General features: G+C 45.1%; 13 protein-coding genes. 4 read left to right on the top strand and 9 right to left on the bottom strand.

Annotated features, from left to right (window positions below; all coding sequences use genetic code 11):
- Window positions 1–86: 86 nt before the first annotated feature.
- Window positions 87–2,198: a hypothetical protein gene (locus tag J7529_RS09490; protein WP_318728771.1), complete on the bottom strand. Its 2,112-nt coding sequence runs from the start codon at window positions 2,196–2,198 to the stop codon at window positions 87–89.
- A gap of 58 nt (window positions 2,199–2,256) precedes the next feature.
- Here J7529_RS09490 and J7529_RS09485 point away from each other — a divergent pair, with 58 nt between their 5' ends.
- A complete protein-coding gene (locus tag J7529_RS09485; RefSeq protein WP_318728770.1) occupies window positions 2,257–3,222 on the top strand; it encodes a glycosyltransferase family 2 protein in 966 nt (321 codons plus the stop codon).
- 39 nt (window positions 3,223–3,261) lie between these two features.
- A complete protein-coding gene (locus J7529_RS09480; RefSeq protein ID WP_318728769.1) occupies window positions 3,262–4,077 on the top strand; it encodes a Uma2 family endonuclease in 816 nt (271 codons plus the stop codon).
- Window positions 4,078–4,117: 40 nt separating this feature from the next.
- Here J7529_RS09480 and J7529_RS09475 read toward each other — a convergent pair whose 3' ends face one another.
- From J7529_RS09475 to J7529_RS09455, 5 genes are all read right to left on the bottom strand, one after another.
- On the bottom strand, window positions 4,118–5,845 hold the full coding sequence (locus J7529_RS09475; protein ID WP_318728768.1) for a succinate dehydrogenase/fumarate reductase flavoprotein subunit: 1,728 nt from the start codon (window positions 5,843–5,845) through the stop codon (window positions 4,118–4,120).
- An 87-nt stretch (window positions 5,846–5,932) separates the two neighbouring features.
- A complete protein-coding gene (locus J7529_RS09470) occupies window positions 5,933–6,241 on the bottom strand; it encodes a hypothetical protein (protein ID WP_271940242.1) in 309 nt (102 codons plus the stop codon).
- A gap of 124 nt (window positions 6,242–6,365) precedes the next feature.
- Window positions 6,366–8,591, bottom strand: coding sequence for a diguanylate cyclase (locus tag J7529_RS09465; RefSeq protein WP_318728767.1), 2,226 nt, complete (start codon window positions 8,589–8,591; stop codon window positions 6,366–6,368).
- A 112-nt stretch (window positions 8,592–8,703) separates the two neighbouring features.
- Window positions 8,704–9,549: a ribosome biogenesis GTPase YlqF gene (ylqF, locus tag J7529_RS09460; RefSeq protein WP_318728766.1), complete on the bottom strand. Its 846-nt coding sequence runs from the start codon at window positions 9,547–9,549 to the stop codon at window positions 8,704–8,706.
- A 25-nt stretch (window positions 9,550–9,574) separates the two neighbouring features.
- Window positions 9,575–9,985, bottom strand: a complete 411-nt coding sequence (locus J7529_RS09455) for a universal stress protein (RefSeq protein ID WP_271940240.1) — start codon at window positions 9,983–9,985, stop codon at window positions 9,575–9,577.
- Window positions 9,986–10,077: 92 nt separating this feature from the next.
- Between J7529_RS09455 and J7529_RS09450 the strand changes: the two genes are divergently transcribed.
- Both J7529_RS09450 and smc read left to right on the top strand, forming a co-directional pair.
- On the top strand, window positions 10,078–11,280 hold the full coding sequence (locus tag J7529_RS09450) for a phosphoglycerate kinase (protein ID WP_271940239.1): 1,203 nt from the start codon (window positions 10,078–10,080) through the stop codon (window positions 11,278–11,280).
- 449 nt (window positions 11,281–11,729) lie between these two features.
- Window positions 11,730–15,314, top strand: coding sequence for a chromosome segregation protein SMC (smc, locus tag J7529_RS09445; protein WP_318728765.1), 3,585 nt, complete (start codon window positions 11,730–11,732; stop codon window positions 15,312–15,314).
- A 90-nt stretch (window positions 15,315–15,404) separates the two neighbouring features.
- Here the strand turns inward: smc and J7529_RS09440 are convergent, their stop codons facing one another.
- The 3 genes from J7529_RS09440 to J7529_RS09430 form a co-directional block, all read right to left on the bottom strand.
- Window positions 15,405–16,004, bottom strand: a complete 600-nt coding sequence (locus J7529_RS09440) for a hypothetical protein (RefSeq protein WP_318728764.1) — start codon at window positions 16,002–16,004, stop codon at window positions 15,405–15,407.
- A 61-nt stretch (window positions 16,005–16,065) separates the two neighbouring features.
- Window positions 16,066–16,641: a hypothetical protein gene (locus J7529_RS09435; protein WP_318728763.1), complete on the bottom strand. Its 576-nt coding sequence runs from the start codon at window positions 16,639–16,641 to the stop codon at window positions 16,066–16,068.
- Window positions 16,642–16,644: 3 nt separating this feature from the next.
- Window positions 16,645–17,117: hypothetical protein (locus tag J7529_RS09430; RefSeq protein ID WP_318728762.1), on the bottom strand; the 473-nt coding region annotated here is incomplete at its 5' end.

Below are 17,117 nucleotides of genomic sequence, written 5' to 3'. Positions count from 1 at the left end.
CCGTAGCTGGGCTTTAATTAGGCTTAACAATTGGCTCTAAGTAACTTGCCTCCTAACGATTGGCAAAGGGATTTCTTTTAGGGACTCTATTTTAAGTTTAGTTGATTAATTCCTAGATAACAAGGGGTCGTGAATGATTGAGGATCGGTTACTCTTAAACTGAGATTGAGATAGCCTTCCGGGAGACGCTCTAAGGGAAGTTCAAAGACAGGGGCATCATAAAAACTAAAGGTAGTTTCGGCAGAGATTTTTGATTCTCCTTGGGAACTCATCCAAGAAAATTGTAAGCTGAATTCTGGACAAAGGTCAGTTGAAAAGCGAGGTAATCCTGTTAAGGTCAAGGGGTTAGGTAGATCATCAATCCAGAGAATATCTAGGGATTGATTGTAATTTTGATCGTTAAAATAGGTAGAGAGGGTATAGGTTGTATGTCCCGGTAAAATGGATACTTTAAAGTTAGGGTTCAGGATAATCCAATTTTCTTGACTTCCCGGGCGATCGCCGATGACTTCTTTCATCCGTATAAAAGTTTTCCATGCAGTTTCTGCCGAAGTATCTTGCAGTCGCTGATAAATGACCAGCTTGATGTTATTTTCCAGTTCAAATTCTAGAGGTAATTGCTTAAAGTCTGCTGCGATTGGCCAATTCTCATTAAAAAGATCATAAATGACTTTCTCTACCTCTGTTTCTTCAATGGCAATATTATGTTGAAAAGGTTGGGAAATAATCACATACTTTGCCTGTAAAAACTGTTCTAGAGGATACCAATCTTGAGAGTCTAGTGTTGGAGTTTGTAGGATATAGAGTTGAGAACTATCTTGGCCATATAATTCTTGTTCTGCTGAAACCATTAAGGAGTTATTAAAAATAGGAGAAGATCCGACCAAATATAAAGGTTCTTGATTGGGGGCAAGGCGATGTAATGCTTGCATCAGTCGCACTAACTCAGGATAATCAGATCGGTAGGGAGGTGGTGCATGTAAAGAAACGAGTGTTTTTGCTGGAGTTAGGCTTAAGGGTTGTCCTAAGGAAGTGAAAGATAGGGTTAGGTTGAGGGCTAAATAGCCAAGAACTGTGCCAATTAAAAAATTTCTGATAGGCAGTTTAATCAAGCTAATCATTGCCCAAATTAGGGTGATTAAACCCAAAATCATCAAGGGAGTAAAATGCAGGGTGTATTGAACACCCATATAGCGCAGAATTCCGATCCATTCCATTGCACAGATCAGATAAAAAATCAATAGAATCATATAAGACGGGTGCGAGAATATGCCGATCTGATTCTTGCTCCTCCAAGCGAGAATAAAACCTATTGCACTAAAGATCAGTAAACCGAGTCCATAAAAATCAGCATATTGATGAAAGAGTTTCCCATAGGGCATAACATAGGATTCATAAAGAGTGTTATAATTCCTTTGGGTTGCCATGGCTAAATACGGTCGAGCGATCGTGGCTAAGGTGAGAAAGCTGGTTAAGCCAATTAACGCGACTTTAATTTGATATTGAATCAGGTTCTTGATAACTTTAGGTGATGCTTGATTCTTGTCTTGAAAATAGGTGACGATGCCTTGAATGATTAAGGTTAAAATGAGGGCAATTCCTGAATAGGCAAAATGCCTACGCCATAAAAACGCTAAGGTTAATAAAATCCCAATTAAGGGGATTTGCCACCAGTGTTTTAAGCGTATATTTTTTAAGTAAATCCAGATGGCTAGAGCGATGAATAGGGCGGCTCCAGTGTCTGGATACCCCTGTAATGTAGGTAACCAACTGGCGGGAATACAGAGGGTGAAAAATACGGTTGACCAGAAGACAAGGATCGGATATATACGGATAAGCTGGGTGGCGATCGCGCCCATGGCTAAGGTGAAGGGGATTAAATAGGCGATCGCCAAACTGAGGATATAGCCTAACCGAGAGTCTCCAAATAGCCAAAACCCTGGAAGTAAGGGTAATGTATACAGCTTGTTATAATTATGGTAAAAAGACGCTTGCAGTTCCTGCCAACCGATTGACCAAGATTGACTAAAAGCAGTAAAACTTTGTTGCGTCCACATTTGATAAGCGGCAAAATCCCAAAAGTGAAAATACTGTTCGCTGGAGACATAAAGCATTGTACCACTGCAAACCGTAATGACTAGAAGCATCAAACAAATGATGTGTCCCAACCATGATTTAATAAAGTTAGGTTTAATCATGTCCCTAATCTACATCCGATCTTGCATCTGAATAAATAAGGAGAAATCCTAAACAAAAATGGAACCGTTTGTCAAGCCTATTTATTCCTTCATTGTTCCGATTTACAATGAAGAAAACACGATTCCTGAACTCTATAATCGTCTCAAGTCTGTGATGGAGCAATTAGAGGGACAGACGGAATTAATTTTGGTTAATGATGGCAGTACGGATGCTTCCTTACGTTTATTGCGGGAATTGTATCAGAGGGACAACCGGGTTTGTTATCTCAGTTTTGCCCGTAATTTTGGTCACCAAATTGCCGTAACTGCGGGTTTAAATTATGCGCGCGGTAAAGCAGTGGTCATCTTAGATGCAGACTTACAAGATCCTCCGGAATTAATTCCAGAAATGTTGGAAAAATGGCAACAGGGCTATCAAGTGGTCTATGCCCAAAGAACCCGCCGACATCAAGAAAAGAGGCGGAAACGATGGACGGCCTACTTGTTTTATCGGATACTGAAATATCTATCAGATGTGGAGATTCCCACGGATACAGGCGACTTTTGCTTGATGGATCGGTGTGTGGTGGATATTTTAAATCAGATGCCAGAGCGCGATCGCTACATTCGAGGTCTGCGAGCTTGGATTGGCTTCCAGCAAACAGCTATTTTATACGAGCGTAGCCCCCGATTTTCTGGTGAAGTCAAATACACCTTTACCAAATCATTATCTCTGGCCATTAACGGCATCGTATCTTTTTCCAAAGTCCCCTTGCGTTTATCCACTTACGTTGGTTTAGCGGCTGCAGCGATCGCCCTTTTGATGGCAGTATTAGTCCTCTATTGGCGCATCGTCGCTCCCACTGCTCCCCTCACCGGGTTCGCCACTATCCTGATTGCCATCTTCTTCCTGGGAGCCATACAACTTGTCAGCATCGGCATTCTGGGCGAATATATCGGTCGCATCTACGAACAAGTCAAAGGCCGTCCTCTGTATACCCTATCGGAAATTCGAGGCTGGGAAAAGGGCGATCACCAAGCATAGTGCTATACTACGATAAATTCAGTATTGAGGAAAAAAACAATGTCGGTTCAATTGATAGATGAACAACAACCTCAAACCGAAACCCTTGAAGAAGAAGTCATTCCTCTTCCACCCACTGATTTACCTTATGACGACGGAGAACCCTTGGAAAGCAATCGTCATCGCATCGGCATGAATGTCTTGATTTCCTCCTTGCACCAGGCTTATCAAGGACGCAACGATTACTATAGTAGTGGCAATATGTTTGTCTACTACAGTAGCGCACAAGTCAAAAACAAAGACTTTCGCGGGCCGGATTTTTTTGTCGTCTTAAATGTAGATGGAACCCTAGAGCGCCGCAGTTGGATCGTGTGGGAAGAGAAAGGACGCTATCCTGATGTCATTGTCGAATTGATGTCACCCTCAACTGCCCAACAGGATCTCAATGAAAAGAAAAGGTTATACGAACAAACCTTTAAAACCAGCGATTATTTTGTCTACAATCCCTTTGACTCTAACTCATTACAGGGATGGCGTTTAGGTGTTAACCGCAAGTATGAGGAAATTAGCCCTAATCAGTACGGGTGGTTATGGTGTGCAAGTTTGGGATTATGGGTGGGCACTTGGCAAGGGGAGTTGATGAAAGAAAATGCCCCTTGGTTGCGTTTTTACGATCCAGAGGACAATTTGATCTTGTTACCAGAAGAACTGGCTCTGCTAGAGCAAGAGAGGGCAAATCAGGCTGAGTCGGAGCGCGATCGCGAACGGGAGAGAGCAAACCTAGCCGAAACCCTTGTTGAGGAACAAAATCAGAAGATTCAACAATTAAGAGAACACCTGCAACAACTGGGCATCAATCCCGACGATCTGACCTGATAGGGGCTAGATTGGCTCTCTTATACGATCGCCCCCATGCTTAATACTTCCGCTCTTGGGGTTCAAACTGGGTCAGCGTCACCGGACGGTATTGAATATCAATGCCTGCGGCCGAATAAAACGCCAAAGAATGCTTGAGGAAGTTCGGATCGTCCCGTTGGGGATAATCTTCGCGGGAATGGGCCCCCCGACTCTCCTGACGGTTCAGAGCAGAGGTGAGGATCATGCGGCCAACCACCATAATATTTTTCAGCTCAAGGGCCTCGATAATCTCCGTATTCCACAAAGATCCGCGATCGCCAAGATAAATCGTGCCATATTGCTCTTGCAACTCTTGTGTAATCTCTAACCCCTTCTCCATCGATTCCTGGTCGCGGAATACGCCACAATATTGACTCATGGCATCTTGAAACGCTTGGCACAAGGGATTAATACGCTGTTCTCCCTGTTGGTCTAATAACGCTTGAATTTGCTCCTGTGCCTCTTGCAGATAAGGCCCTTCCTCCAAACTCGGTAACTTGCGAGACTGGACATATTGGGCGATCGCCGCCCCCGTCCGTTTGCCATAAACCACGCATTCCAATAGGGAATTACTCCCCAGACGATTTGCCCCATGCACCGACACACAAGCCGATTCTCCAGCCGCAAACAACGCTTCTACAAACCCATCGACCCCACTGCGTACCCGACCATCCGTATCCACCGGAATCCCCCCCATAGAATAATGGGCCGTGGGACGCACTGGCATCGGTTCCTCCACCGCATCCACACCCACCAAGCGATGGGCCTCTTCCCAACAAAACGGAATGCGGCTCATAATTTTTTCCCGCCCCATGTGGCGCAGATCCAAATGCACAAAGGGGCCGCCCGCACTGCCATCAGTATGAATCCCCCGACCAGCGCGAATTTCCAGGGTAATGGCTCTAGACGTAATATCCCTGGGAGCTAACTCCATTTTGCTTGGGGCATACTGTTCCATGAAGCGATTCCCCTCACTGTTGCGTAAATAAGCTCCCTCGCCCCGGACTGCCTCGGAAATCAACACCCCAACTGGATATAATCCCGTCGGATGGAACTGTACAAACTCCATATCCTGAAGGGGGAGACCTGCTTGAGCGACCATTGCTAACCCATCTCCCGTCGAGGCAAAATCATTGGAAGTGGTATTAAACACCCGGCCATAGCCCCCAGTCGCCAACATGACCGCCTTTGCTCGCACTACCTTGAGGCGACCATCGAGCATATGGTACATCACCAACCCCTTCGCTTCTCCCTCTTCCAGGATCAAGCGCATCACATACCATTCCTGATAGACTTTTACCCCATAGCGGCGCAGATTATTCACCAACTCATGAAGAATGGCATGACCCGTCTTATCCGCAGCGTAGCAGGTGCGGCGATAGGAATGGCCCCCAAAAGCTCGTTGAGCAATGCGACCATCGGGTAGACGGGAAAATAGAACCCCCAAATGCTCTAAATCAATGACCACATCCGGGGCTTCCTTGGCTAAAATTTCTACCGCATCCTGATCTGCTAAATAGTCGGAGCCTTTCACTGTATCAAAGGCGTGAGCTTCCCAACTATCCTCAGAATCGACATTCTTCAACGTAGCCGCAATACCCCCTTGAGCCGCCACCGAGTGCGATCGAATCGGATGAGTTTTAGCCACTACAGCAACGTTCAGACTAGGATCGGTGCGGGCAATTTCCACAGCCGCACGACATCCGGCCAGTCCACCGCCAACAATGATTACATCATGCTCTAACATGGTTTGGTTGATCTTCTCCAACTGGGTCAAGAAACAGGCAATTAGTAGGGGCCCTTCGCCCCTACAACAATACCATTACGAATCCGGTTAACCGGCTGCTTGTGCTGGATTTTGGGATGCTCCTGCACGAGAGGAGCGTTTTTGCTGGCGCTCTTCAACCGGCATAAATTCAATATGGTTGAGTAAGGTCGTCACAAAGCTAAACAACAGAAATGGTAAAGAAAGAACGAGAATTAATCCCACCGTGGCTAAGGCATAAACCGGACTCCCTGCACCCATTAAGGCCAAGGCGGCTGCTAAACTGATGAAAATTACAATTAACCAGACAATGATTTGTCCGTAGATATCTCCAAAGGAGAGGGTGCAATGGAGACGATAGCTCTGTTGATCGTTCATAAGTTGGTATTGGGGAAAGTTAACATTATTTTAATGAACCAGGGTAAAGGCAGTAGAGGACTTTGGCCCATTTCTCAATAGTTTTCAAAGACTTGCAACATTTTGTTACGTTACCTGCCCCAGATTAAGATTTGACTACAAATTGATTTCGTCCTTGTTCCTTAGCTTCATATAACGCTTCATCCGCTAGAGCAATCAAGCTTTCTTTGGATCGTTGTGCGGTAGGAACTAAGGTGGCAATCCCCAAGCTAATCGTCACGGTTGAAGACACTTTCGAGCTTTCATGGGGAATTTGCAAATCTTCCATTTTGGACTGAATTAACTGGGCAACCACTTTTGCACCATCTTCTGACGTATTCGGAAGCAGGACAACAAATTCTTCTCCTCCATAGCGAGCAACAACATCACTAGCGCGTCGGACTGAATGTTGAATGGCGCGAGCAACTTGGATCAGGCAGTCATCCCCCGCTTGGTGCCCATAAGTGTCATTATAGAGCTTAAAGTAATCCACATCACATAAAATTATGGATAGGGGTAAGCAATCGCGTTTTAAACGTAACCATTCTTGATAGAGACATTCATCAAATTGACGACGGTTAGCCACTTTGGTTAAGCCGTCTGTATTGGCAAGTTTATGCACCTCATCGAGCATTTTTCGCAGTTCAAATACAGATTTTTTACGGTCAGTAATATCCCGAAAGTTCACGGATAAGCCATCCCCTAGTTTGACCGCAATAACATGAAACCAAGCCCGTTCTGTTTGATAATCATAGGGAAACTCTAATTCTACATTTCTACCTGTTTCCACCACACTCACATAATGATCGAACAAGCTTCTTAGGTTAGGGCTTTTTATTTCTTGAAGCCAAGATTTACCCACTAGATTAACTGTTTTTATGTGAAAAAAGTAGGCAGAAACCTGATTGCAAACAATCCATTCAAAATCAACAATACTACCGCGCTGATCTCGGATAGACTGAAACGCCATAATCCCGTCCATGGAACTGTTAATAATACTTTCTAACAGGGATTGAGATTGTTGCAATTTCAGGTTGGCTTGATCGGCTTTTTCTACCGCTTCTATCAATAAATTCGTCCCCGAATCTACTTTGTCTAATAAGCGTTTATTTTCCTCTTGGATTGACTCCATGATTTGAGAGCCATAATCAGATAGCCTTTGCGCACGATTAATTAATCTATCCAGAGGATCAACGATAGATTTATTCCAACTTTTAAGGTGCAAGTTTCCATACAGAGCTTCTTCCACGTTCTGGCTCAACTGATTGAGGACATAGCTCACTTTATAAAGACAGAACCCTCCCCAAGTGATAGCGATTAATAATGCAGATAAATTAATCAAGAGATGATTACGAAAATTGATTTGTACGGTTTTAAATATTTGTTGTTCCGGGACTATGATAGCGATCCACCATTGCTGCTCGCCAGGCCAATGATAGGGAGAACTTAAAATCCAATAGTTTTGTTTATTGTGGTTAATAATTTGCAGTCGATCGCTGGATGGATTCTGGAGATGATTTTGAATTTCAGGCACTAACTCGGAGTCGAGAGCATTTTGTTTCTCAGAAGTCAATGCAGAGTGATTTAAGGGGTTTAGCTGTGGATCAAAAACAAGAATATTTGCGGAAAAATTCCTAGATTTTTCTTGAATATAATCAAGAAACAAATCGAGATTAAAATCCATTCTACTGACCGCAACTAATTCTTGTTCAGTGTTGTATAAAGGTTGCTTGAGTTGGAGATGGACAGAGTTCTTAGCGTGGGAAGGGGATGGTATAATGGTTATTGTCGGGTTTTGTTCAATTAAGCTGTTTTTATACCAAAATTCTTGGCGCACATCATAGGGAGTAGAAGCAGCCTGAATTTGCTCTTGGATTTCACCTTGATCGTTGAGACGATAAGACAATAAACGTTGCTCTGTTTCACGATTAGCTTGGGTACAAATTGCTTCACCATTTTCTGTACGATGAATAGCTAGCAGGTCTCCGCTATCGTGTAATCCTAAATAAATACCTTGAAGGTGGGGAAAACTGTTGAGGAAGGGCCAAAAACAGTTTTGATTGGATAAAGCACTCTTATCATCTAAGGGAAGGGTGGGATAGGAGTTGAGTAGCTCTTGAGGAAAATCGAGATTCAGGGTGAGTCTTGTTTCTAGGCTATCGGCTACTTCCTGCATCCATTGCAGGGATAATTGTTGGACTAACTGATGGTTTTGGCGTAGGGAGAGCCATCCGGTGAGTGTCATTGCCACCAGGATAGGCAATACCACAGGCACAAGAATATAGATGGATAAAGGAACCGTTTTAGGGGGGTGAAAAAAACGATCGGCCATTAGAATTGGCTCCCTGTGCTAAATCATACAAACCCTGAGTTGATCTTATATCTTCTACCTGCTTATGTAAGAGGTCTATTGTACTGAGTGCTGGCCTTGAGATTATAGAAGATTATCGCAAAGGGGGTAATTCCAGGGAGAATAACCCTAAGTGACCTTTACGAAAGTCGGTGAGCAGTTGACAAGCAGCGCGTTCTAAATCTCCGAGATATTTGGTTTGGGCAAGGGTATGTAAATAGTCTTCACTAGAGAGGTTTTCAGGCTCGACTTCATAACGAGATCGCAGTTTATCCAAGGTATTAACATGGGCATTCAGTTGGTGCAATAAGTCCAACAGGGCGATCGCCACCCGTTGATTATCATAACTGGCTTCACCAATATCGTCACAAATGGCTAACTTCACCGCATCTCGTTGATCTTCTAACCGCGCTGGAATTACCCCAGGAGCATCTAATAACTCAATATCAGCAGAAATTTTAATCCAGCGTAATTGCCGAGTGATCCCTGGACGCGCCGCACTGTGAACCACTTTGCGGTTCAAGAGCCGGTTAATTAAGGCCGATTTACCCACATTGGGAAATCCCACAACCACTGCTCGCACGGGACGCGGACGCATTCCCCGGTTACGCCGGCGTTCATTCATCGCTGCACCAGCGGCGATCGCCGCTTGGGTCACTTCTCGAATTCCCTTACCCAATTTAGCATTGGTAAAATAGGGCTTCTCTTGGCGATCCGTAAACCACTGCAACCATAAATCCTGCATCTCTGGGGAAATCATATCCATCCGGTTCAGCACCAGCACCCGCTCCCGACTAGCGACCCACTCCTTCAGCTTTGGGTGTTGCGTCGTCAGGGGAATGCGAATATCCCGAACATCTAAGACCACATCAACCCGTTTGAGTTGTTCAGCTAGAGAACGTTCTGCCTTAGCAATATGTCCGGGATACCATTGAATCATAATCAGAATGAAAAAATCAGGAACATTAGGGAATAATCAAGACGGGACAAGGAGAAAGGTTAATCACCTGATTGGTAATACTATCCTTTGGCCCTTCTTCCGTCAGACCAACCCCCCGACTTCCCATGATAATCAGCTTGACATCCATTTCATCGGCGACATCGCAGATAGTAAAAGCCGGGTTCCCTTGCCGTTCCAGGATTTGAGCCTCAATGCCATTCTTAGAAAAGCCACTTTGGACTTTATTTAAAAGTTCAGCAATTTGCTCATGGGAGGTCATCGGGTCTCTCGACCCATCTTCTTCGGTCACCTCATTCTCCAGGACAGAGAGCAGCATCAGATGAGAGCCATAGGTTTTGACAATATCCATCACGACCTCAGTGGCTGCTAAGGTTTCTTGGCTTTTATTAATCGGAAAGAGAACAGTCTTAAACATAGGTCTTACCTCCGAGACACGGACTCCTATACAATGTGGACGATGGCGTAATCAAAAACATAACGAAAAATTTTTTGAAGGAGGTTTATCCTGTGCCCAAGAAAACGATCGCCAATTTGTCGGCTTCTGACCTCTCTGGTAAGAAGGTACTCATGCGGGCGGATTTCAATGTCCCCATTGATAATGGGTCTATCACTGATGATACTCGTATCCGTGCCGCTCTCCCTACCATACAGGATTTGACGGGCAAGGGGGCTAAAGTTATTTTAACCTCTCACTTCGGCCGACCCAAGGGAAAAGTGAATGAGTCCATGCGTTTGACTCCAGTCGCTCAACGGCTGTCTGAACTTCTGGGTAAAGAGGTGAAGAAAACGAATGATTGTATTGGTGATGAAGTCGCGGCTGCGGTTGCCAGCATGAACGATGGCGATGTGGTACTACTGGAAAATGTGCGCTTCCATGCTGGAGAAGAAGCGAATGACCCAGAGTTTGTGAAACAGTTAGCTTCTATTGCCGATCTTTATGTTAATGATGCCTTTGGAACGGCTCACCGGGCCCATGCATCTACAGAAGGGGTAACCCAATACCTGAAGCCTTCAGTCGCTGGATTTTTGATTGAGAAGGAATTACAGTATCTGCAAGCAGCGATCGAAAGTCCCCAACGACCCTTAGCCGCTATTATTGGCGGATCGAAAGTATCAAGCAAGATTGGTGTTATTGAAACCCTATTGGAAAAATGCGATAAGCTCCTGATTGGTGGGGGCATGATCTTCACATTCTATAAAGCGCGAGGCATGAATGTCGGTAAGTCTTTGGTGGAAGAAGATAAGCTGGAATTAGCCAAAGCTTTAGAAGCCAAGGCAAAAGAGCGGGGAGTAGCTTTGTTGTTACCCACAGATGTGGTGGTAGCGGATAATTTTGCGGCTGATGCCAAGTCCCAAACCGTAAGTGTTGAGGAAATTCCTGATGGTTGGATGGGACTCGATATTGGCCCGGATTCGGTGGAAACCTTTAAAGCGGCTTTAGCTGATTGTAAGACAGTAATCTGGAATGGGCCAATGGGTGTATTCGAGTTTGAGAACTTTGCTAAGGGTACAGAGGCGATCGCTCGCTCCTTGGCTGAACTGACCAAAACCGGCGCTTCTACCATTATCGGCGGTGGCGATTCCGTTGCGGCAGTGGAAAAAGTCGGTGTTGCCGATCAAATGAGTCACATTTCTACCGGTGGTGGCGCAAGTTTGGAACTGCTCGAAGGTAAGGAACTTCCCGGTATTGCTGCTTTAGATGAAGCTTAATTTAGCTTGGGAACAACGGGCAATTTGCCCGATCCTGTAACTCTTGTTGATCCTCCCTTTTCCTAAGTTGCAGGAAAGAGAGGGTCAATGCTTTTCAATCTCTTCAGTTGTTCCTTCTAATTTGGCAATTTAAGTAAAAAATAATACTACAAAAAGAGAATTAAGAGATAGCGCTTTGCGCTAGCCAATAGGCAAACTCCCCCTGTGTCCCCTAATTGCACTAGAGTGAATCATTGAGGAGATCTGGCGATCGCAACCAACAAAGAAACCAGGTTTGTGGCTACCTTGAGAACCCGATCCAAGCTCCTGAGAGAAACTCGGTTTAAATCTCCACGCGATCGCCCTTAGAGCCAATCGATCAATGGATGGGTGAGCCTCCATTATCCATTCTCGTCAATCCTACGCTACTCTTATTGAAGTAACCTCAATCCGTCTAAACACTCAATCCTATGGTTCACGTTAAGGGCGTGCAACTGACCAACTTCAAATCCTTTGGGGGAACAACGGCTGTGCCGTTGTTACCTGGGTTTACCGTGATTTCCGGGCCGAATGGGTCGGGAAAGTCTAATATCTTAGATGCTCTGCTGTTTTGTTTGGGCTTATCCAGCTCGAAGGGGATGCGAGCGGAACGGCTGCCGGATCTGGTGAACCATGCGAAGGGGGAGAAACGGAAAGCAACGGTGGAAGCGAGTGTGACGGTTACGTTGGATGTTTCGGATGTGGAGCCCAGCATCTGGGAGGAGGAAGAAGATCCAGAGGGGGAGATTGAACTCGATCCAGAATGGCATATTACTCGCCGCCTGCGGGTTACGCCAGCCGGAACCTATACGTCAACCTATTATATGAATGGGGAGGCTTGCACCTTAACTCAGTTACATGAGCATCTGAACCGGCTGAGGATCTATCCGGAAGGCTATAATGTGGTGCTTCAAGGGGATGTGACGAGTATTATCTCGATGAATGGGAAGGCGAGACGGGAAATCATTGATGAGTTGGCAGGGGTGGCTCAGTTTGACCGTAAGATTGATTTGGCGAAGGAGAAGTTAACGGAAGTTAAGGAGAAGGAAGAGAATTCTCGGATTATAGAACAGGAGTTGATTTCCCAGCGCGATCGCCTGGCCAAAGATCGCGCTAAAGCAGAAAAATACCAAACCCTACGCACGGAACTGTTGCAGAAACAGGAGTGGGAAGCGGTGTTGCGCTGGCGCTCTTTGCGTGCGGAGGAAGGAAAACTGAGGGAAGCGATTGAAGCGGGCGATCGCACTCAAGGTGAATTTCAGGATAACTTAGAAGCACTGAATACTCAAATTTCCCAGGTAAGTGAAGAACTCGATGGACTGAATGCACGTGTCAAGTCTTTGGGGGAAGAACAGTTATTAGCGCTCCAGTCTACGTTAGCGACTCAACAAGCGCAACTGAGTCAACTGGAAACTCGGCAACAGGAACTTGAAACCACCGAACAACAGTTAAAACACCATCGGGAAAAAACGGAACAAGACATTCATCAAGACCGGCAAACCCTGGACACGATTCAGCATCAATATAATTTGGAAACTCAGGCTTTGTCGGGATTGCAAGATAGTCGGGATGAAGCTCAGGCTAGTTTAACCGAAACGCGGGAACAAGCCCAGGCGATCGCCTCTGCGTCTCAAGAATGGGTCGATCGCCAAACGGCTTTGAATCACAATATTGAAGAGATTCTCAAAACCCTAGAACCCCAACGCACAGAACAAGCACAACTGACGGAGCGCCAAAGCCAATTAACTCGTACCCTAGAAGAACAGAATCAGCGCATTGCGACTCTAGAACCAAATATCGCCAGTCAACATGAAAGCGCGACTGGGTTGGAAGTGGAAGTCATTGAGTTATCCCAGCGCATTCAGGTAGTGGCTCAAACTCTCTCCACCGCAGAATATGACCAGCAAACCCAGCAGCAAACTCAGAAAAGATTGCTGAATGAACAACGGGATAAACAACGACAACTCGATAAACTAGAGGCGCAAGTACAGGCCCAGCAAGAAGCGGCGGGAACTTACGCCAGTAAACTGATTATGCAAACCCAGATCCCTGGCGTTCATGGGTTAGTCGCCAGTCTAGGTCAAGTAGACTCCCGCTATCAGTTGGCGCTGGAAATTGCGGCTGGGTCGCGATTGGGGAATATTGTTGTAGATGATGATAACGTGGCGGCGCAGGCGATCGCCCTCCTGAAACAAAAACGAGGAGGCCGCGCTACATTCTTACCCCTAAACAAAATCCGCCCCGGTCGCCGTCCAGATAACGGTTTCAGCGCTGAAGGCTTTATCGACTATGCCGTTAATCTGATTCAATGCGACCCCCATTATGACACGATCTTTGCCTATGTTTTCGGCAGTACTGCCGTGTTTGCCACCCTCAACGCTGCAAGGCCCCATATTGGCAATCTGCGCATGGTTACCCTAGACGGGGAACTGCTGGAAGCCTCTGGAGCGATGACGGGGGGCAGTCAGTCCCAGCGATCGAGCCTGCGCTTGGGTATGGGTGCAGCCAGTTCTGAATCAGCCCAGCAGAGAGCGCTAGAAGACCGGATAAACGAGATTGAAGGACTTTTGGCTCAAATTGAGGTGGAACTGGGAAACTTGTCAGACGCGACAAAAAAAGCCTCTGCGGAGTTGATGGAGGTTAGGGGGCAGCACCGGGAAAAACAATTGCAACTGGAGCAATGCCGAAAACAGATCCAAAGCGAGCAGCAACGATGCGATCGCGCTCGCGAACTCTTAGCGCAAACAGAACATGACCTGAATCAAACTCGCACCCGTTTAGAATACTTGAATCGGGAACTGCCTCAACAACAGAGCCAACTGGATGAGTATCGTCGCTCTTTGGCTCAGTTGGAAGAAAATCAAGCACCGAAGGAATGGCAAGCGATTCAAGAGCAACTGCGGGAAAAAGAAAGTCTATTAGATCGGCGAGAACTTGCTTTGAGAGGATGCGAACAACAGTTACAGGAATTGGATAAAAAACGCGATCGCACCAATGAGAAAATTCGCCAAAGTTTAGAGCGGGTTAACGAACTCAAGCAGAATGAGTCTACCACCATGAGCCAAAATACCCGCATTCGTCGCCAACAGGCGGATATTAAGGGGCAGATGGCGCAAACGACAGGGCAATTGGCAATTCTGGAAGAAACCCTAGGGGCGGAAAAACAACAACGGGATGCTGTGGAGGAAAAGTTGCGCCAATTGCATCTCAACCGTCAACAATTGCAATGGCAACAACAGAAACTGGCGGAAAACCAAAATACCCGTCGCCAAAATCTGATTGCGCTGCAAAACCAGATTCAAGAGGTGAAAGCCGAGTTACCCGATCCGTTGCCTGAAGTTCCAGAAAAACTGAAGATGAAGGAACTCGAACAAACCCTACGCCAACTGCAAAAACAATTACAAGCCTTAGAACCCGTGAATATGTTGGCGATCGAAGAATACGAACATACCACCGAACGCCTGGAAGCCCTGAGCGAAAAACTGGCAATTCTGGAAAAAGAGCGCACAGAACTCTTACTCAGGGTAGAAAACTTTACGACTCTGCGCTTTCGGGCGTTTATGGAATCCTTTGATGCCGTGAATGAAAACTTCCAACAGATCTTTGCCGAACTCTCGGAAGGGGATGGACATCTACAACTCGATAATGCTGAAGATCCCTTCAGTGGCGGACTGAATTTAGTTGCCCATCCCAAAGGCAAACCGGTGCAGCGTTTGGCTTCCATGTCGGGAGGCGAAAAATCCTTAACTGCTCTGAGCTTTATTTTTGCCCTCCAGCGCTATCGTCCTTCCCCATTCTATGCTTTTGATGAGGTGGATATGTTCCTCGATGGGGCGAATGTAGAACGTCTCTCGAAGATGATTAAAAAACAAAGTTTAGGTAGTGCCCAATTTATCGTGGTGAGTCTCCGTCGTCCCATGATTGAAGCCTCGGAGCGCACCATCGGCGTGACGCAAGCGAGGGGTGGATTTACCCAAGTTTTGGGCATTACGAATACCAGTGAGGTGGCTTCGTAAGTTGAGGTAGAAACCGGGTTTCTTGTCATATCGGCATCCCACCAAGAAAGTCCTCCTAGGTTCCTTGATTTATTATTTTTGTTTTTTTGTCTAACTCTTGACTAGCGAAATCTCTACAAACGGAGTTAATATTTCGCCAGTCCATAATCCTTCTACTACTTGAAATTTTTTATTAGTAAAATCATAAAACTGATGCGTGGCTGTTTGATTGTGATAACTTAACCGAAGCTTATATCTTCTTCCCAATCTAAGGGGTTTAAAAATAAAACCGCCTCCGCTTACCTGTATGGTAATCCCATAATCATTGCCACAAATCCAACAAATTTTGGCATCAAGAAAAAAGCAGGTACTTTCTCCTGGTATAGTTAGGGCAAAATCCGATTCTAAGGGCAATTTTGTATGAAACCAACCTCCATAAAATGGAATGTTTTCCCCATTTTCTACTTTAATAATTTCAGGAAATAAGGCCATATAAAAACTAAAGTAAAGAGGGCGATCGCTGTTATTCGTAATCCTAATTCCTATCTCCACCGGATATCTAGGGGACGGAGGGAAAGATCGTGTTAATAAATACCTTCTGATATCCGAAATTCTTTGAATTAGGTTTTTTTTCGGCAGGGTTAATACTCGCTTGGGTACAAGAGTCTCAAAGCGAATATCATTGACTTCGACAAAATTGCTTTCATTCATGTTGGCTAGATATTACCTGTATCAGGGAATAAAATCTAAGTGAATTTTACTGAATTTAAGATTAATCTGGAGGATATTCTAAGTAAAACTCTTCGTAAGGTGAAGATGCTATACCTGTCCAAAGCTCTTCTAAAAAGGGCCAAGATTGACGGCTGATTTTTGGAGTTGGAGATATTTTTCTATAAGTAAAACGTACCCAATATTTAATTGGTCTCAGACCTCTATAACTCCAAGATAAATTGTAGCGGTTGACACCACCAAATCCTAGTTTGTTGCCCACACAGAAAAACTTGGATTTTGTCAAGAAAGTTAAAGTCTCCCCTGGTTTAGCTAAGAGAAAATCTGACTCTAATGGGAGATTGGCATGATTTATACCAGCACCATATTCAATTGCTTCTCCCTCTGGTCCTACAATTTCTGGAATTAAGCTAAAGAAGATAAAGCGATAGGGAGTTGATGTTTGGTTCGTTACTTTAATGCCAAATTCAGCCCAGGTTTTGATATTATCCTGGTTGGGGATAATCAAGACTCGTTCTGGTACAAGAGTTTCAAACCTGATACCACTAGTAATGGTGTAATTACTCTCTACGGATGCCATAGGTTTAAGAATTGATCGATGGATATTTGCTTTTTTCACTCCTTATTCTGGAGGATATTCTAAGTAGAACTCTTCGTAAGGTGAAGATGCTATACCCGTCCAAAGCTCTTCTAAAAAGGGCCAAGGCTGACGGGGGTGAGTACAGTCGTCCGGACTTGTATATATATTAACATTTCGACGTGGGGATAGATTACTGTAGGTAAAACGCACCCAGTATTTCATCGGCCTCAGACCTAGAAAAGTATAGAAACCATTAGAGAGGTCTCGATAGCAAAATCCAAGCTTATACCCCCTCCAGACAAATTTAGCTTTGATCCAGAAAGTTAAGGTCTCCCCTGGTTTAGCTAAAAGAAAATCTGAGTCTAATGGGGGATTTGTTAAATTTCTAGCATAATCAGGTTGGATGAGTTGTCCGTCTGGTCTTACCATTTCCATCTCTAAGTTAAAGAAGATAAAGCGATAGGGAGTTGAGGTTTGGTTCGTTACTTTAATACCAAATTCGGCCCAGGTTTTGA

The sequence above is a fragment of the Roseofilum sp. Guam genome (assembly GCF_017746735.1).
Classification (GTDB): domain Bacteria; phylum Cyanobacteriota; class Cyanobacteriia; order Cyanobacteriales; family Desertifilaceae; genus Roseofilum; species Roseofilum reptotaenium.
This window is presented reverse-complemented; position numbering and strand designations above follow the sequence as displayed.